The sequence below is a fragment of the Loktanella sp. PT4BL genome (assembly GCF_003201935.1).
Lineage (GTDB): Bacteria > Pseudomonadota > Alphaproteobacteria > Rhodobacterales > Rhodobacteraceae > Yoonia.
Window position 1 is genome coordinate 319,571 of record NZ_QJJL01000003.1, and the last position, 23,869, is coordinate 343,439.

Sequence of the window (23,869 nt, forward strand, 5' to 3'; positions counted from 1 at the left end):
CTGATGGGCGCGTGACCGCGGCCATCAGGTAAACATTCAAGGTATTCGGGGGCCATAATGGCAACAGAAACAACAGACGTCGCAGGAGTTTGCGTTGATGCAGGGGGGTCCGCCCTTGGCATGCCGCAGCTTTGCGCAGATTGGATGCCCAACCAGATTTTCTGGCTGGTTATCACGCTTATCGCAGTCTACTTCGTGATGTCCCGCGTCGCACTGCCTCGCATCAGCGCGGTTCTGGCAGAGCGGTCCGGCACGATCACCAATGATATCGCTGCGGCTGAAGAGCTAAAGAACAAGGCGGCTGAAGCTGAAGCGGCTTATGATCAAGCGCTCTTGGATGCGCGTGCGGAAGCCAACAAGATCGTGGCCGAAGCCAAAGCAGAAATTCAGGCTGAACTGGATGTCGAGCTTCAGAAAGCTGACGCACAGATTGCCGCCAAGACGGCCGAGAGCGAAGCGGCGATTGCCGAAATTCGCGAAGGTGCAGTCAAGAGCGTCACAGAAGTTGCCAAGGCCACGGCCAAGGAACTGGTTGTCGCGATGGGCGGCACTGCTGACGCGAAAACGATCACCGCTGCGGTCACTGCACGGATGAAGGGATAAACCATGAGACTGATGCTCACATCCCTTTTTGCTCTTGCTGCAAGCCCAGCGCTTGCTGCCGGTGACAAGCCGTTCTTTTCGCTGGCGAACACTGACTTTGTTGTCACGATCGCATTTCTGATCTTCATCGGAATCCTGCTCTACTTCAAAGTTCCCGGCCTTGTTGGCGGTATGCTTGATAAGCGTGCGGACAACATCAAAGCCGAGTTGGACGAAGCGAAAGCTTTGCGTGAAGAAGCGCAGGCCCTGCTGGCCAGCTACGAACGTAAGCAAAAAGAAGTACAGGAACAGGCTGCCCGGATCGTTTCGGCTGCGAAGGAAGAGGCAACCAATGCTGCCGCTTCTGCTAAAGAGGATATCGCGAAGTCAATCACGCGTCGCCTTGCCGCTGCTGAAGAGCAGATCCAAAGCGCGCAGGCCTCTGCAGTGAAAGAGGTCCGTGACCAAGCGGTGAATGTCGCTGTTGCTGTCGCCAAAGATGTCATGGCCAAGCAGATGGACGCGAAAGCGGCTGGCGCTTTGATTGATGATGCCATCGGCACGGTTGCTGAAAAACTGCACTAGGCCCGAAACATACCTTTTGTGAAAGCCCGATTGTGCCCTGCGCAGTCGGGCTTTTTCGTTGACAGAGGCAGGGGTGTCTCTGAGACTGGCACTCGGGGCGCAGTGCAGGAGTATTGACGATGCCTGGCCTCCGGCTCGGGATAATCACCGCAGTTGTCTATGCTGCGATTATCGCTGTCGGGACGGCCCTTGTCTTTATTTTGCGGCCAGAACCGATCACCCTCGAAATGGCACTACTCCTGTTGCTACCTGTTCAACTGGTGGCAGTTCTCTTTTGTGTCGCCATTGCAATGCGCAATGCAGTTTGGCGTTCGGTCGGGTTCGGCCGGTTGCAGTGGTCCGGTATGCTCTGGTTTCTGCCAAGCTGGGTAATCCTTGCCGTGATGGGTCTGGGTCTTGTGCAGACGCTCACTGCACAGACGATGGCAGGCTTGGGCGCTGCCGGAATATCGCTCCTACTCGTCACGACATTTCTGATTGCCTTCGGCGAAGAGCTTGTTTTTCGGGGTATCCTTCTGCGCGGCGCAATGACACGTATAGCGATGCCCATGGCAATGTTTCTTAGCGCATTCGCGTTCGGTCTTTTCCATTGGGTAAACCGGCTTGCGGGGCAGGGCGCGGGTGAAACATCTTTGCAAGTGCTCTTTGCGTTTCTGGTCGGGTTCTTTCTTGCCCCGATCGCGATCCGCGTTGGCAACCTCTGGCCGTTGATTATCTGGCACTGGTTTTGGAACATTGCTGTGATCCTCGGTCAGATCGCAGCAATCCTGCATCCTTTTGCCCTGATCGGTATTGCCATTCAGGCTGTCATCTCGATCTGGCTCTGGACCGCTATGATCCGGAAAGGGCGCGCAGATTAGCGCCGGCCTTCGTGCTCCAGCCGCTTTTGAGCAAAGACCTCATTGCGTTCGGATTTCTTATGATCTGTCAGCGAGGCTTCGACAAAATTCAAATGTGTTTCGACCGCCTTGCGTGCACCTGCTGCATCGCGGTTCTGCAGGGCCGTGTTGATAATCCGGTGGTGTTCCAAAAGCGCATCACGGGTCATGCGCTGCTTGAACATGATTGTGCGGTTGTAGAACACGCCTTCACGCAAAAGCTCGTACATCGAGCGCATCATGTGCAGCATGATGATGTTGTGACTGGCCTCGATGATGGACAGGTGAAAATCAGCGTCCAGATGGGCCTCGTCGGCAGGATTCCGTTTCTGATGCGCGGCTTCCATTTTTTCAAAAATGGCGTTGATCACCTGAAGGTCGGTATCGCTGGCCAATCGCGCGGCCCGCTCGGCTGCCAATCCTTCCATGTCGCGGCGGAAGCTGATGTAGTCGAACACCGCCTCGTCATGGGTGGAAAACAGTGTAACCAATGCCGGCGCAAAGGCAGACCCCAGTACATCGGCGACATAAACGCCGGCACCGGCCTTGGACGCCAGCAAGCCACGCTCCTGCAATTCTGACAGGGCCTCGCGCAGCGACGGGCGTGACACGCTCATCCGCTCGCTGAGCTCACGCTCTGACGGGAGCCGTTCGCCGGGACGCAAAATGCCTCTCAGGATCAATCCTTCGATCTGGCGCACAACGCCATGCGAGAGTTTTTCTTGGCTGACCGGTTCAAAAGGCATGTGAGCTTTCAGAATGTATTGGTCAAATGATATGACCAAAGCCCTGCATCCACAATAAGAAAGAGGAGCCGCATCGCTGCGGCTCCTCCGAAATCCAGTGTATGAAGCTGCGCCTTAGTTCGGCGTAATCACGATTTCCACGCGACGGTTCATCTGGCGGCCTGCTTCGTTCAGGTTCGAGGCAATCGGATTGTTCTCGCCAGCGCCGATCGAACGAATGCGGGCTGGTGACACGCCGCCGCCGATGAGAATCGCGGTAACAGCTTGCGCGCGGCGTTCGGACAGGCCCTGGTTGAAGGCGGCATCACCGACGTTGTCGGTGTGGCCGATCACGTTGACCGTCGTGTTCGGATATTGGTTCAGCGAGTTTGCAACGATACGCAACTCGTTCTGCGATGTGCCGGACACCTGCGTGCTGTTTGTTGCGAACAACAGGTCCTGGCTGAGAACAACAACAAGGTTGCGGCCGTTGTTGGATACGCCGACATCGCTGCGCAGTGAACGGCGCAGGTCTTCTGCCTGACGGTCAAGACTGTTGCCGACGCCGGCACCAATACCGCCACCGAGGGCCGCACCGATCAACGCGCCGCGCTGGCGGTCTTCGACAGAGCCGCCACTATTGGCGATCACACCCAAAAGCGCACCAGCGCCAGCGCCGATTGCGGCACCCTGTTGTGTGTTCTGCATCTGGTTCGGACCGGTTTCATCGCAGGCGGCAATCAGGGTCAGTGACGCAGCTGCGACAACGAGCGGGAATTTCGAAAGTTTCATGGTCATGGTTCCATTTGATATCGGTGCAATAGGCGCACCTCTGTGATGGGTCAGCTTATGCCCATTTCTGCCATGATATCCAATAACGGCGCGGCGACCAGCAGGGTTTTGCCTATTCTAAAGGTTTAGCAGCGCGGCGTCGGCCCTCGCGGATTCCCATGCCAGCATGGCGCGTTTGACCGGCAGACCCCAATGATACCCCCCGAGTGCGCCCGATTTGCGCAAAGCACGGTGACAGGGAATCAGCCAACTGACAGGATTGCGCCCGACGGCAGTACCAACGGCGCGGACGGCCTTGGGGCTACCGATGGCCTGTGCGATTTCGGAATAGGTGGTGACATGGCCCGAAGGGATGCTCAGCAGCGCCTCCCAGACCTTGAGCTGAAATGGCGCGCCGATCATGTGCAGTTGTGTCTCGCCAGCCATACCAAGGGCGGCTGTCGCCCAAGGAGAAAGGGCGTCAGGGTCTTCGATATAGACGGCTTTGGGCCAGCGCGCTTGCAGATCGGCCATGGCCTCATCCGGTCCGGCTTCGGCGGCAAAGGCCAGCCCGCAAATCCCGCGCGCGGTACCCATGACCAGAGCGGGGCCAAAGTGACTGTCAAACCACCCCCAGCGGATCGTCAGGTCAGCTGCGTCGCGGGCATAGTCACCGGGGCTCATTGCCTCCCAGCGCACAAAAAGATCGTGCAAGCGGCCACTGCCCGACAGGCCGACGGCATGGGCCGTTTCCAGCGTGGTGAACCGGTCACGCAGCAGCGCCTTGGCATGACCCAGTGTCAGATACTGCTGGTAACGCTTGGGCGACACACCGACCCACGCGGAAAAGAGGCGCTGAAAATGTGCGGGGCTCATGTTCATCTCGGCGGCCAGATCGGCCAGCGGGAGCGGGGCATCGCCTGCTGCGTCGATTGCCGCAATCGCGCGGCGCATGACTTGATAATGATATGTGTCATTCTGTTCCATGCGGTCAAACTATGGGCAAGGCACCGGTGAAGCGACCCGAAAATTGCGCATCCACGCTTGCCCCTTTTCGGGCTTCAAGGCATACCGGACGCCATGGCCAAACAGCTTGATTATCATACTATCCGCGCGATCTTTGAGCGGTTCCATGCAGCAGAGCCTGAGCCCAAAGGCGAGCTTGAGCATGTGAATGTCTACACGCTTGTCGTGGCTGTGGCGCTGTCGGCGCAGGCCACTGACGCAGGTGTGAACAAAGCGACGCGGCAGCTGTTCAAGATTGCCGATACACCGCAGAAAATGCTCGACCTCGGGCTTGAGGGTGTGACCGAGCATATCAAGACCATTGGCCTGTTCCGGCAAAAAGCCAAGAACGTCATCAAGATGAGCCAGATTCTGGTCGATGACTATGGTGGCGTTGTTCCCAATTCCCGCGCTGCGCTGCAATCCCTGCCCGGAGTCGGGCGCAAAACGGCCAACGTGGTGCTGAATATGTGGTGGCAGCAACCGGCCCAAGCCGTCGACACCCATATTTTCCGTTTTGGTAACCGCAGCGGTGTAGCTCCTGGCAAAGATGTGGATGCGGTCGAGCGCGCAATCGAAGACCATATTCCGGCTGATTTTCAACTTCATGCGCATCACTGGATGATCCTGCATGGCCGCTACACCTGTGTGGCACGTAAACCGAAATGCGCGGGCTGTCTGATCCGCGATCTTTGTATGTTTGAGGATAAAAACCTATGAAAAAGTATCAGGTCGTGGGCATCGGCAATGCGATGGTCGATGTTCTGGCGCGCGCCGAAGATGCGTTTCTGGCCGAGGCCGGTGTTGAGAAAGGCATCATGCAACTGATCGACATGGAGCGCGCGGTTGATCTCTATTCCCGCGTCGGACCGGCCAAAGAGGTCAGCGGTGGGTCTGCGGCCAATACGATTGCGGGTATTGCGCATCTGGGCGGGCGCACGGCCTATGTGGGCAAGGTGAAAGACGACCAGTTGGGCGCGATCTTTGCCCATGATCTGCGCGCGCAAGGTGCCGGTTACGAAACAGCGATGGCGCCCAAGTCCGAAGAGGCTGAAACGGGGCGCTGCATTGTCCTTGTCACCCCTGACGGCGAGCGGTCGATGAATACCTATCTGGGCGTCACAGAGTTCCTGTCTGCGGATGACATCGACGAAGACCAGATGGCCGAAGCCGAATGGATTTATCTGGAAGGCTACCGTTTTGACGGCCCCGATAGTCATGCCGCTTTTGCCAAGGCCGTTGCGGCCTGCAAGGGCGCGGGCGGGCGCGTTTCTCTGACCCTTTCTGACCCTTTCTGCATTGAGCGGCACCGCGATGCATTCCGCGATATGGTCCGCGATCACGTGGATCTGCTGTTCTGCAATCGCGCTGAAATGCGGTCGATGTATCAGACCGAAGATTTCGATGCGGCCCTCGCGCAAGCGGCGTCAGAGGTGGCGATCGTGGCCTGCACCGATAGCGAACATGGCGTACATGTCTTGGCTGAAGGCCAGCGCTGGCATGTGCCTGCTGTGCCGACACAGATTGTTGACGCCACCGGCGCGGGTGATCTCTTTGCCGGTGCGTTCCTGTGGGGGCTGACCAATGGTCACGACCTTCAGACCTGCGCGATGATGGGCAATGTCGCCGCATCTGAGGTGATCAGCCACATCGGTGCACGCCCCGAGGCGGATTTGAAAGCTTTGTTCAAAGGGCAGGGACTGCTTTAAGCCAGAGCGCGTCCAGCGCATCTATGGACGCCACATCAAAGCGGTTTTCCTCTTTCCAGTATTTGCCGGAGGGGACGTAATATCCCAAACGTTCCTCTTCGGCCAAAGCGGCATCAATAACTGCTTCGTCTGGCAATAGCGGCTTGGCATCTGCCGCGGTTTCTGGCGTGGCGCGCGGAAAAACCAGCCTGCTTTCATCGGTTGACAGGTTGACCATTGCGCACCCTTGGCGTGCGGCCAGTGCCATCAGGCGCGCAGATTTTGCCTCAAGAGACCGCAGAGAGACGTCTTCGCGCAGTGGATCGGCTGTGCCTTTGCCGTAAAAATGGGTTTTGCTGGCATCGTCGTAAACCATATCGCAGCCCAGGACGGCGATCACCCTCGGCTTGAGCGCGGCCAAAGCCCAGTAGGATGCAGTAAAGGCCATCGTGCCTCCGGCATAGACAAAGCCACCCAGTGTATTCTGGAGCGGCACATATTCTGTCGCTCGAATGATCCGCTGACCCGCGGACATATCCACCGGCATCCGCTCAACAGGGAAGTCGTCAGGATGGATCAGATCATCCCAATCAGGGCGCACGGCCCAGGCGTTATTGATCGCCACAATCCGGTCAAAGGGATCACGCGGCCACTCACGGCATTTTACGACATTCGGGCCACTGCCCAGGATCAGTACGACCGACATAAGACCATATCCTTCGTCTTTACGATCAAAGAGTTAGGCCATGCGGCGCAAATGTCGAGTGTCAGCCAAGTTTGGCGTGAACCTCATCGAGATCAATCTCGCCAATGGGCATCTTGTTGGCGGGATTTTCGAAATCGTATTTGAAGATACGAAAGTCCTTTTTGTAGATCTCATAGACGATATGCATGGACAGATCGTCGAAGTAATCCTCGACAGGATGGGCACGTTTGGGGCCGTGTCCTTCGCTTTCGTTAAAACGCGGTATCTGCGCCAGATCGACCGGATGTTTGGTTTCGATACCGTCCAGCATCCGCTGCATCCCGTCATTGAATTTCTCGGTCCAGAAAATGCTGTCGTAACGCCCGCCGTTCACGATGAAGGTCGAGATATGACCGGACATAGCCGACCAGTGGATGTCTGGCTCCATCGGGCGCCGCCAGCGGATGGTATCGCGCGCAAATAGCAGGAACCGCCGGAAGCTTTTGATCTGGTCGAATTCAAAGCCGCTTTCGGGGTCGCCTACCTCGATCCCGTATTTCTGGATCAGTAGCGGCACCAGATTGCCGCGATAGTATTTGCCATTGCGCTGCACGCCGCAAATCTTGTCAAAGAAAGACGACAGAATGCGGGTGTAGGGATTGCGCACACAGGTAAACGCATAGCTTTGGTGCGCCGCTACGTTCCGCTCAATCAGCGGTTTGCTGTCGTCCAGTGCCCACTTGTGGATGCCCGTCTTGGCATCATGGATGTCACCGTCGAAAAATGCGCCATGGTCTGAATAGTACATGATCTGACCAATGGTCGAGCAGGCGCATTTGGGCACCACGCGGTAAACCACGCTTTCGCTATCGGTCATCCAGGTTCCGGGAAAATTCGCCACGCAGAAATCCTTTTCGAGTACTGGCCTCTTTCAAAGCAAAGAAAGCCTGTAACTTCAATGTCTGTTCGCGTTATGACAGCTTTGAGCACGACTTGTGAAAGAGGATCGAACGAAAACATGGCACGTGTCGCCTTTATCTTGCTGTGTCACAAGAACCCTGCGGCGATCATCCAGCAGGCAGAGCAGTTGACGGCAGCGGGTGACTATATTGCGATCCACTTTGATGCCTCCGCCTCGGCGCAGGATTTCCGCGAGATCGAAGCGGCTTTGGCCGGAAACGAGAATGTGGCCTTTGCCAAGCGTCGCGTGAAATGCGGATGGGGCGAGTGGAGCCTTGTGCAGGCGACCCTACATGCCGTTGAAGCCGCCGTTTCGGCGTTTCCGCGCGCGACGCATTTCTACATGGTGTCGGGCGATTGCATGCCCATCAAATCTGCGAAATTTGCCCACGACCTGCTGGACGCAAACGATGTGGACTACATCGAAAGCCATGATTTTTTTGACAGCAACTGGATCAAGACCGGTTTTCGCGAGGAACGACTGGTTTACCGCCATTTCTTTAACGAGCGGACGCAGAAGCGCCGGTTCTATACCGCCTTGGAGTTGCAAAAGCGTTTCAAGATGACGCGCAAAATCCCCGAGGATTTGCAGATCATGATTGGTAGCCAATGGTGGTGTTTGCGCCGTCAGACCATCGAGGCGATCCTCGAATTCGCCTATGCCCGCCGTGATGTGATGCGCTTTTTCCGCACAACATGGATCCCCGATGAGACGTTCTTTCAGACCCTCGTGCGTCATCTGGTGCCTGCCCGCGAGATCGAGAACCGCACGCTGACGTTTCTGATGTTTACGGACTACGGTATGCCGGTGACCTTCTATAACGATCATTATGAGCTGCTCTTGGGGCAAGGATCGCTTTTTGCCCGCAAGATCAGCCCTGAGGCAGAAGACCTGCGCGGCAGGCTTGGCACGCTCTATGCCAGCGACCGGACGGATTTTGTGATTTCGGACGAAGGGCGCAGCTTGTTTCAGTTCCTGACGGGTCGGGGCCGCGTAGGGCGGCGCTTTGCGCCACGGCTCTGGGAGAATGAAACGACACTCGGGCGCAGTCGCGAGCTGATGATCATCGCGTGCAAGAAATGGCATGTCGCCAAACGACTTGTGGCCGCGATCCAGCATCATACCAATGTGCCGGCCTTGGAGTACCTCTTTAACGAAGATGAAACACCGCTACCGGACCTTGGCGGCATTGAGACCTCTTTGCAGAAACGTGGACGGCACCGGCGTGCTTTGATGCGACTGCTTTTCGATCATTTTGACAGCGACCGCTTGGTGATCTGTCTTGATACATCGAGCCTCGATCTGATTACGGATTTCTACACCGACCGCGCCACTGTGCGCCTGCTTGAGATCGAATGTGGTTTTGACGATGATTATCTGATCGGTCATGCGATGCGGGTTGGCCTTGCCGGTCCTCAGACCAGCGAGGCTACCTTTGCGCGCCTTTTGCCAACCATTCGCCATGACATGGTCTATGAACGCGAGGCCATTCGCGATGCGCAATTTGTGAATGCCAGCCGGATCAAGGAAACGGCGACGGCAGACGAAAATGCATCTGCACTTGCCCAGTTTCTGAGCGTGTCGCCGGATGTGGCACGCACGCTTGCAGACACCCCCCATCTCTTTGTTGATTGAGGATACACATGGAATACGCCTACGACGATCAGAACATCTTTGCAAAAATCCTGCGGGGAGAAATCCCAAACAAAACCGTTTATGAAAACGAATATGCGCTGGCCTTTGAAGACATCACACCGCAGGCGCCCGTGCATGTGCTGGTCATCCCCAAAGGCCCTTATATGAGCCTTGATCACTTTGCCCGCGATGCCTCGGTCGAGGAACACAGTGGCTTTATGCAGGCCGTGGCCGAGGTGTGTCGTCTGACCGGTGTCGAGGAAGGGTTCCGCGCGATTGCCAACACCCGCGCGCATGGGGTGCAGGAAGTGCCGCATTACCACATGCATATTCTGGGTGGTCGTCCCATGGGGCGGATGTTGGCGCGCTGATCAAAATTCAGGAATTTTGATGCCCTCCGGGGGAAGTTTGAAGGGACATGGAAAGTCCATGCCTATTTGGATGAGGTGAGCGACAGGAACACCTCTTCCAGATGCGCCTCTTGCGTTTTGACATCCTTGATCGTGATCCCGGCATCCCGCACAATATTCAGGATCTGGTCTGCGGGTGTTGTGCCGCTCTGGTAGGTGAAGGTCAGCATGCCATTGGCCAGCTTTTGTCCGGTAATCGTATCGGGCAGGGCGGGCAGATCGGCGGGGCTGTCGGGTGTGATCACCAGCGTCTTGCTGTCCAGCCGTCCCAGCAGGTTGGCAGTGCTGTCGCGCACGATCACCTCGCCGTGGTTGATGATGGCGATGTCGTCGCACATCTCTTCGGCCTCTTCGAGGTAATGGGTCGTCAGGATGATCGTCATTCCCTCATCGTTGAGTTTCCGCACATTCTGCCAAAGCATGTTGCGCAACTCGATATCAACGCCTGCGGTGGGTTCATCCAGCACAAGGATTTGCGGCGAATGCACCAGAGCCTTGCCCAGCAAGAGCCTGCGCCGCATGCCGCCCGAAAGCGAGCGCGCGTAGGCGTTGGCTTTGTCCGTCAGCCCGATCAGTTCCAGAATCTCGGCTGTCTTGCGCTGGTTCTTGGGCACACCATAAAGCCCAGCCTGTACGTCGAGCGATCCTGCGGGGGTAAAGAACGGGTCCAGATGCGGCTCTTGCGGCATGATCCCGATGGCCGCGCGCGATTGGCGCGGGTTCTTGTCCTGATCAAAGCCCCAGATCTTTACGGTACCTTCGGTTTTCACGACCAGACCCGCCAGAATGTTGATCAGCGTCGATTTGCCCGCGCCATTCGGCCCCAAAAGGCCAAAGATTGATCCGCGCGGAATATCCAGATCAATCCCCTTCAATGCTTCTTTGGCAGGGCTGCGCCCCGTGGCGGCATAGGTTTTCTTCAGCCCGTGAATTTCTATGGCATTGTCGGTCATGTTGTCTTTCCCCTGCGCCGCGCCTGCGGTATGTCTGATGCAGACTTAAGGCGGGGCGCGCCCCGCGGCAACCAGACAGGTAAGATCATGTCCACACCGGCACCCGAAACAAAGATTGTGAACGATTGGCGCGTGGCCTGTGATGGCGGTGAAGGTGCGCTGGGTCATCCCCGCGTGTGGCTTCAAATCCCGCATGAGCAAGGCTGGATTGAATGTCCTTATTGCGATGCAAAACTTGTGCATAAGGACTTTGAGGGCAAAGTCTGATCCATCCCGTTTTTTGCGCTAAGTGTCGCTGCAAGGCAGATGGTCACTGGAACCATGATGCGTATCATGGCACATCTGCGCCCAAGACATGAGGGGATGAAACGATGGAAACGAAATTCGGCAAAGGCTGTCACCTGCATCTGATTGACGGTTCCGCCTTCATTTTTCGCGCCTATCATGCGCTGCCACCCCTCACACGCAAATCCGATGGCCTGCCTGTTGGTGCGGTCAGCGGTTTCGTCAACATGTTGCAACGGTATGTCGACGGCAACAATGGTGATGATGCCGCCACCCATGTGGCCGTGATTTTCGACAAAGGCAGCCACACATTCCGCAACGATATGTACGACCAGTACAAAGCCAACCGCGAGGCGATGCCAGAGGATCTGCGCCCACAAATCCCGCTGACCCGCGTGGCGACCAAGGCTTTCAATATCGCCTGCGAGGAGATGGAAGGATTCGAGGCCGACGACATTATCGCAACCCTTGCCCATCAGGCGCGGGATGCCGGTGGGCGCGTGACCATTGTATCCTCCGATAAAGACCTGATGCAGTTGGTCGGCGATGGCGTTGAAATGCTCGATCCGATGAAGAACAAGCGCATCGACAGCGAAGGCGTGGTTGAAAAGTTTGGCGTGGGCCCCGACCGCGTGGTCGATGTGCAAGCGCTTGCCGGAGATAGCGTGGATAACGTGCCGGGTGCGCCGGGGATCGGGATCAAGACAGCCGCGCTTTTGATCAATGAATATGGCGATCTGGAAAGCCTGCTGGACCGCGCGGACGAGATCAAACAACCCAAGCGCCGCGAGACCTTGATCGAACATCGCGCGCAGATCGAGCTGTCGAAAAAGCTGGTCCAGCTTGATTGCAATATGACACTGGATTTTGGCCTTGATGATCTGGAAGTGCGCGACCCTGATCCAGAGGTTCTGTTGGGGTTCCTTGCCGAAATGGAATTCCGCACGGTAAGCAAGCGGATTGCCGAGAAGCTGGGGGTTGCGCCACCTGTCATCGAAGCACCCACCCCCGCAGCTACAGATGTCGCAACACCGGAACAGGTGGGTTTCGACGCCGATACCTATGAATGTGTGCACGATGCGGCTGCCCTGCAGGTCTGGATCGACCGCATCCGCGAACGTGGGTATGTGGCGGTCGACACCGAAACCACTGGCCTGAACGAGATGACTGCCGATCTTGTCGGCATCTCGCTGTGTGTCGCGGCAGGGCAGGCCTGTTATATCCCGCTGACCCATAAATCCGCTTCTTCGGATGATCTCTTCGGATCGGATGATATGGCCGAGGGCCAGATGGATTTGGAAGAGTGTCTGGCGATGCTCAAACCTGTGCTTGAGGATTCCGCGGTCCTGAAGATCGGGCAGAACATGAAGTATGACACCAAGATTTTTGCCCGTCTTGATATCACCGTTGCCCCGATAGATGATACCATGCTGATGTCATATGCGATGAATGCTGGCCTGCATAACCACGGCATGGACACGCTCTCCGAGCGGTATCTGGGGCATACGCCGATCCCGATCAAGCCCTTGTTGGGCAGCGGTAAGTCTGCGATCACATTCGATCGTGTGCCGGTAGATGACGCCGTAAAATACGCCGCCGAAGATGCCAATATCACCCTGCGTCTTTGGCAGCAATTCAAACCGCAACTGCATGTGAACCGCGTCACCACCGTTTATGAAACGATGGAGCGCCCGCTTGTGCCGGTGCTGGCGCAGATGGAGCGGGACGGGATCAAGGTTGACCGTGATACGCTCAGCCGGATGTCGAATGCCTTTGCCCAGAAAATGGCGGGGCTTGAGGCGGAGATTCAGGAAATGGCGGGGCGGCCTTTTAACGTCGGCTCGCCCAAGCAGTTGGGTGAAATCCTGTTCGATGAAATGGGGCTGGAAATGCCCGACGGCAAGAAGCCGTCAACCGGCAAGACTGGTGCCTATTCCACCGGCGCCGATGTTCTTGAAGACCTTGCCACACTGCACGACTTGCCGCGCCGCATCCTCGACTGGCGGCAACTGTCGAAGCTGAAATCGACCTACACGGATGCTCTGCAAGAGCATATCAACAAAGAAACGGGGCGCGTGCATACGTCCTATTCGATTGCGGGCGCGAACACGGGGCGCCTTGCCTCGACCGATCCGAATTTGCAGAATATTCCGGTGCGGTCCGAGGAAGGGCGGCGCATTCGCGAGGCCTTTGTGGCCGAACCCGGCAAGGTGATTGTCAGCCTCGATTATTCCCAGATCGAATTGCGCATTCTGGCGCATATCGCGGGGATTGATGCGCTGAAACAGGCGTTTCTGGATGGCATCGACATTCATGCGATGACGGCATCGGAAATGTTTGATGTGCCGCTGGACGAGATGACGCCGGATGTGCGCCGTCAGGCAAAAGCGATCAACTTTGGTGTGATTTACGGCATTTCTGGCTTCGGCCTTGCCCGCAACCTGCGCATCCCGCGGGCCGAGGCGCAGGGGTTCATCGACCGCTATTTCGAACGCTTCCCCGGAATCCGCAAATATATGGATGATACGGTCGCCTTTGCCAAAGACAACGGCTACGTGCAGACGCTCTTCGGGCGCAAGATCAATACGCCCGAGATCAACGCCAAAGGGCCGCAAGCAGGCTTTGCCAAACGTGCTGCGATCAACGCGCCGATCCAGGGGACAGCGGCTGATGTCATCCGGCGGGCCATGATCCGGATGCCTGCGGCGATAGAGAGGTTGCCCGCCAAAATGCTGCTACAGGTGCACGACGAATTGATCTTCGAGGTCAATGAAGAGGCAGCTGATGACCTGATCAAGGCGGCGCGGGACGTGATGGAAAACGCAAGCGACCCTGCGGTGAAACTGGATGTGAAACTGGCCGTGGATGCAGGGCAGGGTGCGAACTGGGCCGAGGCGCATTAGACGGTTCGGTGGGTAAGTCTTGAATGGCCGCTATGCGGAATCTAATTGCCTTCTTCGTTTCACACAAAAGCAGCCCCACAGCATAACCGGCCGGCGCAGTCCGGCCATCGCCCGACCTCCCCCAGGAGGGCGATTTTGCAACGCTTTTAAAGGTAGCTCACCCTGCTTTTGCTGCACGCCCCCGTGCCTCTGACACCACAAAGCCCTCCTGGTCGGACGATGGCCGGACTGCGCCTCAGGCGGAACATTGGGCTCATTGCTGACATAGCGGTCGCGAAACAAAAAACGCGCCACCCGTTAGGGTAGCGCGTCGCTGTGATTGTGTCTTGCCGGCTTAGTTAACCGACTTCGCCTCAACCAGATTGGCGTCTTTCTTCGCGTCAGACGTAATCTCGATCCGGCGCGGTTTCAGCGCCTCGGGCACTTCGCGCACCAAGTCAATGTTGAGCATGCCGTTTTCGTGGCTCGCACCGGTCACGCGGACGTGGTCGGCCAGATGGAAGCGGCGCTCGAATGCGCGGGTGGCGATGCCGCGGTGGAGGTAGTTGCGCTCGCTGTCGTCCGAGGCTTTGCGGCCTGTGACAAGAAGCGCACGGTCCTTGACCTCAATCGCGAGATCATTTTCTGAGAAACCGGCAACGGCGATCGAGATACGCCATGCGTCATCATCGGTTTTCTCGATGTTGTAAGGGGGATAGGTGTTCTGGCCAACATCACTGGCAAGGGCGCGATCCATCAGATCAGCGATCTGGTCAAAGCCAACGGTGGCACGGTAGAGGGGTGTCAGATCAAATGCACGCATTTGGGTCATCCTTTTTCTTAAGCGATAACAGTGTATTGACCTTCCCATTAGGGACAGGCCGGTTGTGCGGGACCCATCATTGGCATCCCGATACAGACTATGTGGGGGCGGTTGTTTTCGCTTTCAAGAGGCTCAGGGCTGGACGAATTTCGCGCCCGTATCGTTGCGTGTGCCGCCCGGCATAAGCCGTTGCACACCCCCGATACGCGCAGGGCCAAGCGTTGCAAAATGGCTCAACAAAACATTCAAAGGCCCTTCAAGCGAGGTACCAAGAGACACTTTCTGCCCGTTGATTTGTGCCATCGCCGAAACGACCGAGGCAATCCGTGTCTGTCCGTCGTTCATCATGAATACCGGTGACCCGCTTGAGCCGTATTCCACATCGCAGGTCATCACGATCACACCGGTCTGCCGTCCGAGCACATCGCAGACCTGTTGCAGGCTTGGCGCATCTTCGCGACCGCGCCCGTAGGAAACAACGCCAACCTGATCACCCGTTATCGGGCGCTGGGCAATCGCATAAGGCAGGATACGCGTGTTGCGGATGGGTCGGTCCAGTTCCAGAACAGCGATATCAATGGCCACACTGCTGGTATCGGTTGCATCGCCGTTATGGGTATAGTCCGGATGTGCGACCGCCCTTGTCACGGCGCGTGTGGCCTGTGCCTGCCCGTCACGTAGCCCCGCCTGAAAGGAAAACCGGTCGGGCGACACCAGAGAGCCATCCAGATCATAAAGGCAGTGCGCCGCTGTCAGGATCAGACGATCGCGGATCAAGGCCGCCGTACAGAACCCCTTGCCACGGATATCAAGCCGCCCGACGGCTTCCCATCCCTGGCTGTCCTGACGTGTCTGGAGCGTCACAAGACCTGCGTCCTGCGCCTGCGCTGCAAGCGTCGTTGCGACCCCGAGGATCACTGAGACGAGAAGCTGCCGTATCATGCCTGTCCGTATCATCAGATATTTGTCACTGATAGATAGGGCAGGATTATGACATCAGCGCAAGATCGGAATTTGCGGTTCGGTTTTCCCCGGCGCGGTAAGCGCGGGCGGTTGTGGCCCGCCGGTCGCCCAATCCAGAAGCTCGACTGTGTGCACAATCGGTACGGCTGTGCCACTGCCGATCTGCATCATACAGCCGATGTTGCCTGCCGAGATAATATCCGGCGTCAGCGCTTCCAGCGTTTGCACTTTGCGCGCTTTGAGTTGCTTTGAAATTTCTGGCTGCATCAGGTTATAGGTGCCGGCCGATCCGCAGCAGAGGTGGCTGTCTGCAGGTTCCAGCACAGTAAAGCCTGCCTTTTTCAGCAGTTCCTTTGGATAGGTTTTGATCTGCTGGCCATGTTGCAGCGAACATGCGGCGTGATAGGCCACTTTGGTGCCTTTGTTGTCGCCTTGCGGCAGGTCAAGCTTCATCAGGACCTCGGAGACATCCATTGCAATGGCGGACACGCGCGCAGCATCGTCGGCCAGCGGATCATTGCGGAACATATGGCCGTAGTCCTTCACCGTCGTGCCGCAGCCAGAGGTATTGATGACGATGGCGTCAAGCCCGTCATTGTCCATTTCGCGGATCCAGGCGCGGATGTTTTTGGCCGCCGCCCCGTGGCTTTCCGCCTCTTTGCCCATGTGGTGGGTCAGCGCGCCACAGCAGCCCGCACCTTCGGCCACGACAACCTCGGCCCCGAGCCGTGTCAGCAGGCGGATCGTGGCGTCGTTGATATCGGTGTTCAGCGCCTTTTGTGCGCAGCCTGTCATCAGGGCCACGCGCATCTTTTTGTCCTTGGCGGGGAATGTCTGCGGATCATCGTTGCGGCTGACCGGCGGGATGGTCTTGGGCGCCATCTCCAGCATCGCGCGCAGACGCGCATCGGGCATCAGCCGTGCGAAAGGCCGCCCGATCTTGGCCCCCAAGAGCGCTACGCGGAACCGCATCGGATAGGGCAGGATACGTGCGAGAATCCAGCGCAGGGCACGGTCCGAGAAGGGGCGGTCATAGTTTTTCTCGATATAGGCGCGCGCATGATCGACAAGGTGCATGTAGTGCACGCCCGACGGGCAGGTTGTCATGCAGGCCAGACAGGACAGGCAACGGTCGATGTGTTTGACCGTCTTTGCATCCGGCTTGCGCTCGTTTTCGAGCATGTCCTTGATCAGGTAAATCCGTCCGCGCGGGCTGTCGAGTTCATCGCCAAGTACCTGATAGGTCGGGCAGGTGGCCGTGCAAAACCCGCAATGCACGCAAGAGCGCAGGATTTCATTGGAACGCTTGATCGCGGGATCGGTCAGTTGCTCTGGTGTGAATGTCGTTTGCATCAGGTCATGATCCCGGGGTTAAGAATGCCGCGTGGGTCGAACTTTGCGCGCAGGCCATTGGTGATGGCGGCCAATGCGGGTATTTCGGGGTGGAAGGCTGGTACATCGGCACGGCCACGTATCAGGGTCGCATGCCCGTCGAAATCGCTCAAAGCGGCGCGCAGGTCGCGGCCCTCATCGGCCAGCGCCCAGATCAACCCGCCGCCCCAGTCGTATTGGACGGCTGTTGCGTCCAGTTTGGCGACCAGTTCCGGCGCAGCAGAGGGTTTGGCCGAAATGCGCCAGACATAGCCCGGCTTATCGGCAAAGGCGGTGACGTCGCGGATGGCCGTCCATGCCGCGGCATCGTCCCATGTGACATCAACAGCGCCAAAAGGTTTCAGCAGCGCCTGCAATTTCTCTGCGCGGTATTTGATCGACGCCTCAAATCCTTCGATACGCAACATTGTCACCGGATCGCCATCGGGCCCTTTTGGCAAATGTGCGGCACCTGTCGCCTCAAAAGGAGAGCCCAAGGCAGCCGATAACGCTTGCACCGCTTGCCGGTCTGTCAGGCCGTGCAGGCGGAGGGTGGCAGTCGTTTCGACATCTGGCAGCACCTTGAGCGACACTTCTGTCAGCACGCCCAAGGTGCCGTAGGAACCCGCCATCAGCTTGACCAGATCATAGCCGGTGACGTTCTTCATCACACGGCCCCCGTTCTTGATGATCGTGCCCTGTCCGTCCACGAACCGCACACCGAGCATGAAATCACGGCAGGCCCCCACAGAAATCCGGCGCGGGCCAGAGACATTCGCAGCAGCCATGCCGCCCAGCGTGGGCGTACCTTTGGTCCCCAAAAGCGCGCGGTGGTCCATCGGCTCAAACGCAAGGCGCTGGTTTTCCGCCGCGAGTGTTTCCTCAATCTCGGCAATCGGCGTGCCTGCGCCTGCTACAATGGTCAGCGCTCCGGGCTCATAGAGGCTGATGCCATTCATGGCCGCGGTGCTGAGGTCTTCACCTTCGCATTGCCCAATCGGGCGCGTGCCGCCGCCTGTGATCCGCAAGGGGCCATTTGCCCCTTTGATCATCTGGGACAGGTCTTCTTCGGATTTGGGCTGCATGACGATCTTCTTGTATCTTGGGAAATTTACGCGGCGCGGCGGGGCTGGGAGGAGTCCAGCGGGAACACTTTGGCGGCGTTCAACAGCCAAGCGGGATCGAAGATGTCTTTGACCGCCATCTGCGCCTCAAGATCGGCAGGCGCGAATTGCACGTTCATCAGATCGCGTTTTTCGATGCCCACACCGTGTTCACCGGTCAGGCAACCGCCCACCTCTACGCAGAGTTTCAGGATCTCTGCGCCGAATTCTTCACAAAGCTCCAGATCACCGGGTTTGTTGGCATCAAACAGGATCAGCGGGTGCATATTGCCATCGCCTGCGTGGAAGACGTTGCCCACATCAAGGCCGAATTCCTTGGACATCTCGGAAATACGCTTGAGTACGAAAGGCAGCGAAGAGACAGGGATCGTGCCATCAAGGCACATATAATCGTTGATCTGCCCCATCGCACCAAAGGCGGATTTGCGGCCCAGCCAGATACGGCCTGCTTCGTCCGAGTCTTTCGCTTCGCGCAATTCGACAGGGTTATGCTTGGCGGCAATTTCCATGATCAGCTTGAGTTGCGCGTCGATTTCCGCGTCAGAGCCTTCGACCTCGACGATCAGAAGTGCCTCGCACATCGGGTACCCTGCTTTGGCGAAAGCTTCGGTCGCCTCAATACAGGGGCGGTCCATGAATTCGATCGCCACAGGCAGGATGCCGGCCTTGATGATGTCGGTGACCACCTGTCCTGCGACTTCGGAACTGTCATAGCCCATCAGCACGGGCCGCGCGCCTTCGGGTTTGTGCAGGATGCGCAAGGTGGCCTCGGTCACAACCCCAAGCTGGCCTTCGGACCCGCAGATCACACCCAAAAGGTCCAGCCCGCCCGCATCAAGATGCGCGCCACCGATTTCGACCACGGTGCCATCCATCAGTACCATCGTCACACCCATCAGGTTGTTCGTGGTCACACCGTATTTCAGACAATGCGCGCCACCCGAGTTCATCGCGATATTGCCTGCGATGGCACAGGCCAGCTGGCTGGACGGGTCGGGGGCGTAAAAGAAACCGTCCGCCTCAACCGCGCCGGTCACCGACAGGTTCGTGCGCCCTGTTTGTACGCGGATGTAGCGGTCATCGTAATTGGTCTCGATCACGCCGTTCATCTTGGCCACGCCAAGGATCACGCAATCGGCAGTCGGCAGAGCGCCACCGGCCAGCGAAGTACCCGACCCGCGCGGGACAACGGGCACGCCCAATTCGTGACAGATGCGCAGGACATCCGACACCTCTTTGGTGGTGGCGGGGAGCACGGCGCAAAGCGGTGGACACTTATAGGCCGTCAGCGCGTCACATTCATAGGCTCGTGTTTCACGTTCATCCGATATAACAGCATCCCGGGGGAGTACCTCGGACAGCCGTGCCACGATCTGATCTTTGCGGCCAATGACGCTGGCGCTGGGTTGTGGCATTTGCATGAGGCGACTCCCTGATCATATGATTGGTAAAAAGATATTACCAATTCTGAGATATAGCAAGGCTGAACACAAGAGGATAGGTTTCTACCGATGCGCATACTGGACCACATGACACTTTTGAGCGCGCTCGACTGGATTGCAGCAGGTCTTCTGGTGCTGTCTTGGCTCCTGCTTGGCTGGATGATCGAACACCCGCGAGCAAAGCATCCTTCGGTCACGGTTCTTATGTCAGAGCGCAGGCGCGACTGGATGAAGGTGATGGTCACCCGCGATCCGCGTATCTTTGATAGCCAGATTTTGGGTGGCTTACGCCAAGGAACTGCGTTTTTCGCGTCGAGCTGCCTGCTTTCCATCGGCGGTGTGCTTGCTCTGGTTGGCAATACCGAGCCTTTGCGTGGCGTGGCTGCTGAAGTGACAGATATGGCTGTCCCTGTTTTGATCTTTCAGATCAAACTGGCGTTGGTTGCGTTGTTCTTGACCAATGCGTTCCTCAAATTCGTGTGGTCCAATCGCATCTTTGGCTATTGTGCCGTTCTGATGGCCTCAGTCCCGAATGACCCTGACGATCCACTGGCCTATCCGCGTGCGGCGCAGGCGGCAGAGTTGAACATCCGCGCGGCGATGAATTTCAATCGCGGGCTGCGGGCGATGTATTTCGCCTTGGGTGCGCTGGCGTGGCTTTTGGGGGCGGTCGCCTTGATCATCGCCACGGTTGCTGTGGTCTGGATTGTATGGTCACGGGAATTTGCGTCCCTGCCGCGCCAGATCCTGCTACAAGATGATGCATGAAGTATTCTTTCCTCTTCGCTCTCATTGCGGGACCTGCGCTTGCCGATAGCCCTGTGATAGAAAACGTCACGGTCAGCGGGGACCGCTTTAGTGTCACGCTCGCGCATCCGGACACGGGCTGGGATCATTATGCCGACGCATGGGAAGTGCTGGATGCTGCTGGCAACAGTCTTGGTGTCCGCGAATTGCTGCACCCGCATGTGACTGAACAGCCCTTCACGCGTGCTTTGTCAGGCGTCATCATTCCGCAAGGGACGGCGGTGGTTTATGTCCGTGCGCGCTGCAATGTGGATGGATGGTCCGACGATCTGTTCGAAGTCGTCTTGGGCAACTAGGGCCGCGACTGCGCCCCGCCCAACCGGTAGTCCGCAATCACAGGATAATGGTCTGTCGGCCATTCGCCAGCAAACTTTTGCCGCAAGACGACGGGCTCCGCCGCAAGGGTGGCATCGCCAATATGCGCGATGTGGTCGATCGCGGCAAAAAGGTTCAGTCCCCAGTTTAGATGATAGGTGGCGCCTTCCACAGGCGCAAATTCCAGGCCTGTTTCTTCCAGAACGTCCATCACAGGATCGCCAAAGCGCGCGTTGATGTCGCCCACAACAAACAGGGTTTCTTCCGCTGCAATCCACGGTGCGATCCGTTGGGCGACCAGTTCGACAGACTGCATCCGGTTCGACCGGCTGCCATAGTCGGTATGCAGATTGATGACGCGAAACACCTCATCCGTCGCAAGATCGCGAAACTGCGCCCAGGATGTGAACGCAGGATAGGAGCCGTTGAAGGTGCGTGAATAGATCACGTCTGGCGTGTCGGAAAAGAAAAACCAGCCCTGATCAAGCAAGCGCAGACGGTCGCTACGATACAGGATCGGCTGGGTAGAGGGAAAGACTGACGGATCACCAACCGCAGCGGCGGCGTAGTCTGGGTTATTCTGGAGCAACCAATCCAGCGTCAGGTTGATGTCGGCCTGATTACCTCCGCCGAAGCTCTCCATTTCCTGAAACCCGATCACATCGGCGTTCTTTTCTTTGAAGGCCAGATCAAGCGGCGTCTTGCGCCTGTCCCAGTCCGCCAAAGACCACGCGCCGGTGTCACGCGACAGGATAATGTAATGGACGTTATATGTCGCAACCCGAAGCGTGTCCGGCGCGGGGTCCTGCAGCGGTGTGATACCCGAATGGCGGAGTGTCTGGCAGCCGACAAGCGTGACCAAGACAAGGGCAATTGCGCCAACCAGTTTCAGGACAGTCGAAAACACAACGTTAACGCCGCCCTTCTCTGAGCCACGCGCCAACCATCAACAGTGAAGCGAGAAGCAGGAACGCCCAAGCCGGCAAAAGCGGTGTGATGCTGATTTCGGCCGTCCGGAAGGCTTCGCGCGGGGTGATCCCGATCCAGCCACGTCCGGCGGCAGGGCGTCCTTCGCGCACGCTGCGGATATCAATATCACCGGCTGAGATCGGCATGATACCGCCGCGTGTGCTGTCGATCAGCGGGGCCAGCAATGTGCTATCGGCGATGGTTTGTTCAAACTCGCGCGGGGCAGATGGGCCAAGGGCAATCACGGCGGTCTCTTCGCCATCGTCCAGACGGTAGAGACCGATTTCCGGGGCGTTCCAAAGCGTTTCAAACCGGCCGGGCGAGACCTCTTCCAGCCGCAGAGTGGTTTCGGTCCCGTCAGGGTGGGTGATCACGACATCACCGGTGTCCAGATCAAGCGTGCGCCGGATGATGCGCATCGTTTGCCCTGCCGGTTCGACCCAAAGCGCCTCTTCTTCAAGCTCGGGTTCTTTCATCATCCAGTGCGCCAGACGCCGCAGCAGTTCAAGCTGTGGCCCACCACCTTCATAGCCCCGATCCCAAAGCCAGGAATGATCCGAGGCCATCAGCGCCACACGGCCTTCGCCAACGCGGTTCAGGGTCAGCAAGGGGCGCTCATCAAGGCCGGACATCACGGTCATGGCCTCTTGCGGGACCAGCACATCAACCAGGCGGAACCACCGCCCCCAACCCGGTCCCTCGCCATCGGGGTTCGGTGACAGCGCATCAAGACCTTCGGTCACAGGATGGCGCGCACCAAGATCGGTGATCTGCGGTACAAACCCTTCTTCAAAGACACGTGCCGTCGGTGCACCCGGAAGGATCTGCCCCAGAGGCGAGCGATAGATGCTTTCAGCAGAACCATATTCGGGACCTGATGAAATCAGCACCGCGCCACCCTGTTCGACGTAAGAGCGGATATTGTCGAGATAGGCGCTTGGCAGAATGCCGCGACGGCGGTAGCGGTCAAAGATGATCAGGTCGAAGTCGTTGATCTTTTCAAGGAACAATTCCCGCGTTGGAAACGCAATCAGCGAGAGTTCGTTGACCGGCACACCATCCTGCTTTTCAGGGGGGCGCAGAATGGTGAAATGCACCAGATCGACGGATGAGTCCGACTTTAAGAGATTGCGCCATGTGCGCTCACCCGGGTGTGGCTCGCCCGAAACCAATAGAACGCGCAGACGATCACGTACCCCGTTGATCTGGACCACGGATGCGTTGTTGCGGTTGGTCAACTCACCCTCGGCGGTGGGGATTTCAAATTGCAGCACATTCATGCCGCCATGGGGCAGCGTGATGGGCAATTGAATGTCCTGACCTACCGGAACCTGCACTGTCAGTGGTGGTTCCCCATCAATCGAAATTGACAGTGGTACGGATGCGGTTTCTGGCGCGGCACCCTGATCTTCGATCCGCAGGGCCAGGTTTACCTCTTCGCCGAGGATCGCAAAGGCCGGTGCGTTCTGGACGACAAGCCGCCGATCCCAATCATCAGGCGCGCCGGTCATCAGCAAATGGAGCGGCGCAGGCAAGGCAGGGGCGCGTTCAAGGTCGTGCAAGCGGCCGTCAGAAACGAGGATGATGCCTGCGATACGCGCCTGTGGTTCTTCAGCCAGGGCCTGAGACACGGCCGTCATGAGCGTGGTGCCCAAATCGCCTTCACCGTCGCCTAGCGACACCTCGCGCAGTTCGGTGTTGGGCTGGCGTTCAATCTCGGCCTCGATGTTGGCAATTGCCTGCGCGTTCTGGTCAGGGCGCGTGCCGATGCGCTGACTGGCGCTTTCATCAACAACCATCAGGACAATATCACTTAGCGGTTCGCGGTCTTCCTGCTGGATGCTGGGGTTCGCAATGGCGGCCAGCAAAGCAAGCCCCGCCAGCCCACGCAACCACCAGCCCGGCAAGCGCCGCCAGATGGCGAGTGTTACGGCAACGGCCACCAAAGCAGCGACGGCATAAAGCGCCAGAAGAGGGATCAGCGGATCAAGAAGCAAAGTGCCTGTCATC

Annotated in this window: 24 protein-coding genes; 11 read left to right on the forward strand and 13 right to left on the reverse strand. The window is 57.8% G+C overall.

Annotated elements, in window-relative coordinates; all coding sequences use genetic code 11:
- Window positions 1-57: 57 nt before the first annotated feature.
- From C7964_RS11335 to C7964_RS11345, 3 genes are all read left to right on the forward strand, one after another.
- Entirely contained in the window at window positions 58-603 is a 546-nt protein-coding gene (locus C7964_RS11335) for a F0F1 ATP synthase subunit B' (protein ID WP_110279775.1), read from the forward strand.
- A gap of 3 nt (window positions 604-606) precedes the next feature.
- Window positions 607-1,167: a F0F1 ATP synthase subunit B gene (locus tag C7964_RS11340; RefSeq protein WP_110279776.1), complete on the forward strand. Its 561-nt coding sequence runs from the start codon at window positions 607-609 to the stop codon at window positions 1,165-1,167.
- A gap of 119 nt (window positions 1,168-1,286) precedes the next feature.
- Entirely contained in the window at window positions 1,287-2,027 is a 741-nt protein-coding gene (locus C7964_RS11345) for a CPBP family intramembrane glutamic endopeptidase (RefSeq protein WP_110279777.1), read from the forward strand.
- Here the strand turns inward: C7964_RS11345 and C7964_RS11350 are convergent.
- The 3 genes from C7964_RS11350 to C7964_RS11360 form a co-directional block, all read right to left on the reverse strand.
- Complete coding sequence (locus tag C7964_RS11350) at window positions 2,024-2,791, reverse strand: FadR/GntR family transcriptional regulator (protein ID WP_110279778.1); 768 nt, start codon at window positions 2,789-2,791, stop codon at window positions 2,024-2,026. The two genes, C7964_RS11345 and C7964_RS11350, sit on opposite strands and share 4 nt — an antisense overlap.
- Before the next feature lie 114 nt (window positions 2,792-2,905).
- A complete protein-coding gene (locus C7964_RS11355; protein ID WP_110280240.1) occupies window positions 2,906-3,562 on the reverse strand; it encodes a YiaD family glycine zipper/OmpA-like lipoprotein in 657 nt (218 codons plus the stop codon).
- Between the two features lie 117 nt (window positions 3,563-3,679).
- Complete coding sequence (locus C7964_RS11360) at window positions 3,680-4,528, reverse strand: methylated-DNA--[protein]-cysteine S-methyltransferase (protein WP_110279779.1); 849 nt, start codon at window positions 4,526-4,528, stop codon at window positions 3,680-3,682.
- A 93-nt stretch (window positions 4,529-4,621) separates the two neighbouring features.
- On the opposite strand from C7964_RS11360, the gene nth reads away from it, so the two are divergent.
- Both nth and C7964_RS11370 read left to right on the forward strand, forming a co-directional pair.
- Window positions 4,622-5,266, forward strand: coding sequence for an endonuclease III (gene nth / locus C7964_RS11365; protein WP_110279780.1), 645 nt, complete (start codon window positions 4,622-4,624; stop codon window positions 5,264-5,266).
- Window positions 5,263-6,255, forward strand: a complete 993-nt coding sequence (locus C7964_RS11370) for an adenosine kinase (RefSeq protein ID WP_110279781.1) — start codon at window positions 5,263-5,265, stop codon at window positions 6,253-6,255. Before nth ends, C7964_RS11370 begins: the two co-directional genes overlap by 4 nt.
- On the opposite strand, the gene C7964_RS11375 is transcribed toward C7964_RS11370, so the two are convergent.
- A complete protein-coding gene (locus C7964_RS11375; RefSeq protein WP_110279782.1) occupies window positions 6,233-6,940 on the reverse strand; it encodes a hypothetical protein in 708 nt (235 codons plus the stop codon). The two genes, C7964_RS11370 and C7964_RS11375, sit on opposite strands and share 23 nt — an antisense overlap.
- A 61-nt stretch (window positions 6,941-7,001) precedes the next feature.
- The gene (locus C7964_RS11380; RefSeq protein WP_110280241.1) at window positions 7,002-7,796 is read right to left on the reverse strand and encodes a sulfotransferase family protein; all 795 of its coding nucleotides are present in this window, start codon (window positions 7,794-7,796) and stop codon (window positions 7,002-7,004) included.
- Between the two features lie 141 nt (window positions 7,797-7,937).
- On the opposite strand from C7964_RS11380, the gene C7964_RS11385 reads away from it, so the two are divergent.
- Both C7964_RS11385 and C7964_RS11390 read left to right on the forward strand, forming a co-directional pair.
- The gene (locus C7964_RS11385) at window positions 7,938-9,515 is read left to right on the forward strand and encodes a DUF5928 domain-containing protein (RefSeq protein WP_110279783.1); all 1,578 of its coding nucleotides are present in this window, start codon (window positions 7,938-7,940) and stop codon (window positions 9,513-9,515) included.
- 8 nt (window positions 9,516-9,523) lie between these two features.
- Entirely contained in the window at window positions 9,524-9,886 is a 363-nt protein-coding gene (locus C7964_RS11390) for a histidine triad nucleotide-binding protein (RefSeq protein WP_110279784.1), read from the forward strand.
- 62 nt (window positions 9,887-9,948) lie between these two features.
- Here the strand turns inward: C7964_RS11390 and C7964_RS11395 are convergent, their stop codons facing one another.
- Entirely contained in the window at window positions 9,949-10,878 is a 930-nt protein-coding gene (locus tag C7964_RS11395) for an ABC transporter ATP-binding protein (RefSeq protein ID WP_110279785.1), read from the reverse strand.
- A gap of 87 nt (window positions 10,879-10,965) precedes the next feature.
- Between C7964_RS11395 and C7964_RS11400 the strand changes: the two genes are divergently transcribed.
- Together C7964_RS11400 and polA are read left to right on the forward strand one after the other, a co-directional pair.
- On the forward strand, window positions 10,966-11,145 hold the full coding sequence (locus tag C7964_RS11400) for a zinc-finger domain-containing protein (RefSeq protein ID WP_076659887.1): 180 nt from the start codon (window positions 10,966-10,968) through the stop codon (window positions 11,143-11,145).
- Between the two features lie 104 nt (window positions 11,146-11,249).
- Entirely contained in the window at window positions 11,250-14,066 is a 2,817-nt protein-coding gene (gene polA / locus C7964_RS11405; protein WP_110279786.1) for a DNA polymerase I, read from the forward strand.
- Between the two features lie 334 nt (window positions 14,067-14,400).
- Here the strand turns inward: polA and C7964_RS11410 are convergent, their stop codons facing one another.
- From C7964_RS11410 to C7964_RS11430, 5 genes are all read right to left on the reverse strand, one after another.
- Window positions 14,401-14,868, reverse strand: a complete 468-nt coding sequence (locus C7964_RS11410; protein ID WP_181417164.1) for an Hsp20 family protein — start codon at window positions 14,866-14,868, stop codon at window positions 14,401-14,403.
- A gap of 132 nt (window positions 14,869-15,000) precedes the next feature.
- Complete coding sequence (locus C7964_RS11415) at window positions 15,001-15,810, reverse strand: trypsin-like serine peptidase (RefSeq protein WP_110279788.1); 810 nt, start codon at window positions 15,808-15,810, stop codon at window positions 15,001-15,003.
- A 54-nt stretch (window positions 15,811-15,864) separates the two neighbouring features.
- Window positions 15,865-17,184: a glycolate oxidase subunit GlcF gene (gene glcF, locus C7964_RS11420; RefSeq protein WP_110279789.1), complete on the reverse strand. Its 1,320-nt coding sequence runs from the start codon at window positions 17,182-17,184 to the stop codon at window positions 15,865-15,867.
- Window positions 17,184-18,287: an FAD-binding protein gene (locus C7964_RS11425; RefSeq protein ID WP_110279790.1), complete on the reverse strand. Its 1,104-nt coding sequence runs from the start codon at window positions 18,285-18,287 to the stop codon at window positions 17,184-17,186. Before C7964_RS11425 ends, glcF begins: the two co-directional genes overlap by 1 nt.
- Before the next feature lie 26 nt (window positions 18,288-18,313).
- Window positions 18,314-19,747, reverse strand: coding sequence for an FAD-linked oxidase C-terminal domain-containing protein (locus C7964_RS11430; RefSeq protein WP_110279791.1), 1,434 nt, complete (start codon window positions 19,745-19,747; stop codon window positions 18,314-18,316).
- A 90-nt stretch (window positions 19,748-19,837) separates the two neighbouring features.
- On the opposite strand from C7964_RS11430, the gene C7964_RS11435 reads away from it, so the two are divergent.
- Complete coding sequence (locus tag C7964_RS11435) at window positions 19,838-20,536, forward strand: DUF599 domain-containing protein (RefSeq protein WP_110279792.1); 699 nt, start codon at window positions 19,838-19,840, stop codon at window positions 20,534-20,536.
- Window positions 20,533-20,871 (forward strand): hypothetical protein, encoded by a 339-nt coding sequence (locus C7964_RS11440; RefSeq protein ID WP_110279793.1) that lies wholly within the window; start codon window positions 20,533-20,535, stop codon window positions 20,869-20,871. Before C7964_RS11435 ends, C7964_RS11440 begins: the two co-directional genes overlap by 4 nt.
- Here the strand turns inward: C7964_RS11440 and C7964_RS11445 are convergent.
- Together C7964_RS11445 and C7964_RS11450 are read right to left on the reverse strand one after the other, a co-directional pair.
- Window positions 20,868-21,797, reverse strand: a complete 930-nt coding sequence (locus C7964_RS11445; protein ID WP_110279794.1) for an endonuclease/exonuclease/phosphatase family protein — start codon at window positions 21,795-21,797, stop codon at window positions 20,868-20,870. The genes C7964_RS11440 and C7964_RS11445 overlap by 4 nt on opposite strands.
- 4 nt (window positions 21,798-21,801) lie before the next feature.
- Window positions 21,802-23,868 carry a hypothetical protein gene (locus C7964_RS11450; protein WP_110279795.1) on the reverse strand — a complete coding sequence of 689 codons (2,067 nt, stop codon included), beginning with the start codon at window positions 23,866-23,868 and terminating at the stop codon, window positions 21,802-21,804.
- Window position 23,869 lies beyond the last annotated feature (1 nt).

Excerpts from the sequence above, each read along its gene's own strand:
- C7964_RS11335 (WP_110279775.1), top strand. The coding sequence starts at position 58 with ATGGCAACAGAAACAACAGACGTCGCAGGAGTTTGCGTTGATGCAGGG.
- C7964_RS11340 (WP_110279776.1), top strand. The coding sequence starts at position 607 with ATGAGACTGATGCTCACATCCCTTTTTGCTCTTGCTGCAAGCCCAGCG.
- C7964_RS11345 (WP_110279777.1), top strand. The coding sequence starts at position 1,287 with ATGCCTGGCCTCCGGCTCGGGATAATCACCGCAGTTGTCTATGCTGCG.
- C7964_RS11350 (WP_110279778.1), bottom strand. The coding sequence starts at position 2,791 with ATGCCTTTTGAACCGGTCAGCCAAGAAAAACTCTCGCATGGCGTTGTG.
- C7964_RS11355 (WP_110280240.1), bottom strand. The coding sequence starts at position 3,562 with ATGAAACTTTCGAAATTCCCGCTCGTTGTCGCAGCTGCGTCACTGACC.
- C7964_RS11360 (WP_110279779.1), bottom strand. The coding sequence starts at position 4,528 with ATGGAACAGAATGACACATATCATTATCAAGTCATGCGCCGCGCGATT.
- nth (WP_110279780.1), top strand. The coding sequence starts at position 4,622 with ATGGCCAAACAGCTTGATTATCATACTATCCGCGCGATCTTTGAGCGG.
- C7964_RS11370 (WP_110279781.1), top strand. The coding sequence starts at position 5,263 with ATGAAAAAGTATCAGGTCGTGGGCATCGGCAATGCGATGGTCGATGTT.
- C7964_RS11375 (WP_110279782.1), bottom strand. The coding sequence starts at position 6,940 with ATGTCGGTCGTACTGATCCTGGGCAGTGGCCCGAATGTCGTAAAATGC.
- C7964_RS11380 (WP_110280241.1), bottom strand. The coding sequence starts at position 7,796 with ATGACCGATAGCGAAAGCGTGGTTTACCGCGTGGTGCCCAAATGCGCC.
- C7964_RS11385 (WP_110279783.1), top strand. The coding sequence starts at position 7,938 with ATGGCACGTGTCGCCTTTATCTTGCTGTGTCACAAGAACCCTGCGGCG.
- C7964_RS11390 (WP_110279784.1), top strand. The coding sequence starts at position 9,524 with ATGGAATACGCCTACGACGATCAGAACATCTTTGCAAAAATCCTGCGG.
- C7964_RS11395 (WP_110279785.1), bottom strand. The coding sequence starts at position 10,878 with ATGACCGACAATGCCATAGAAATTCACGGGCTGAAGAAAACCTATGCC.
- C7964_RS11400 (WP_076659887.1), top strand. The coding sequence starts at position 10,966 with ATGTCCACACCGGCACCCGAAACAAAGATTGTGAACGATTGGCGCGTG.
- polA (WP_110279786.1), top strand. The coding sequence starts at position 11,250 with ATGGAAACGAAATTCGGCAAAGGCTGTCACCTGCATCTGATTGACGGT.
- C7964_RS11410 (WP_181417164.1), bottom strand. The coding sequence starts at position 14,868 with ATGCGTGCATTTGATCTGACACCCCTCTACCGTGCCACCGTTGGCTTT.
- C7964_RS11415 (WP_110279788.1), bottom strand. The coding sequence starts at position 15,810 with ATGATACGGCAGCTTCTCGTCTCAGTGATCCTCGGGGTCGCAACGACG.
- glcF (WP_110279789.1), bottom strand. The coding sequence starts at position 17,184 with ATGCAAACGACATTCACACCAGAGCAACTGACCGATCCCGCGATCAAG.
- C7964_RS11425 (WP_110279790.1), bottom strand. The coding sequence starts at position 18,287 with ATGCAGCCCAAATCCGAAGAAGACCTGTCCCAGATGATCAAAGGGGCA.
- C7964_RS11430 (WP_110279791.1), bottom strand. The coding sequence starts at position 19,747 with ATGCAAATGCCACAACCCAGCGCCAGCGTCATTGGCCGCAAAGATCAG.
- C7964_RS11435 (WP_110279792.1), top strand. The coding sequence starts at position 19,838 with ATGCGCATACTGGACCACATGACACTTTTGAGCGCGCTCGACTGGATT.
- C7964_RS11440 (WP_110279793.1), top strand. The coding sequence starts at position 20,533 with ATGAAGTATTCTTTCCTCTTCGCTCTCATTGCGGGACCTGCGCTTGCC.
- C7964_RS11450 (WP_110279795.1), bottom strand. The coding sequence starts at position 23,868 with ATGACAGGCACTTTGCTTCTTGATCCGCTGATCCCTCTTCTGGCGCTT.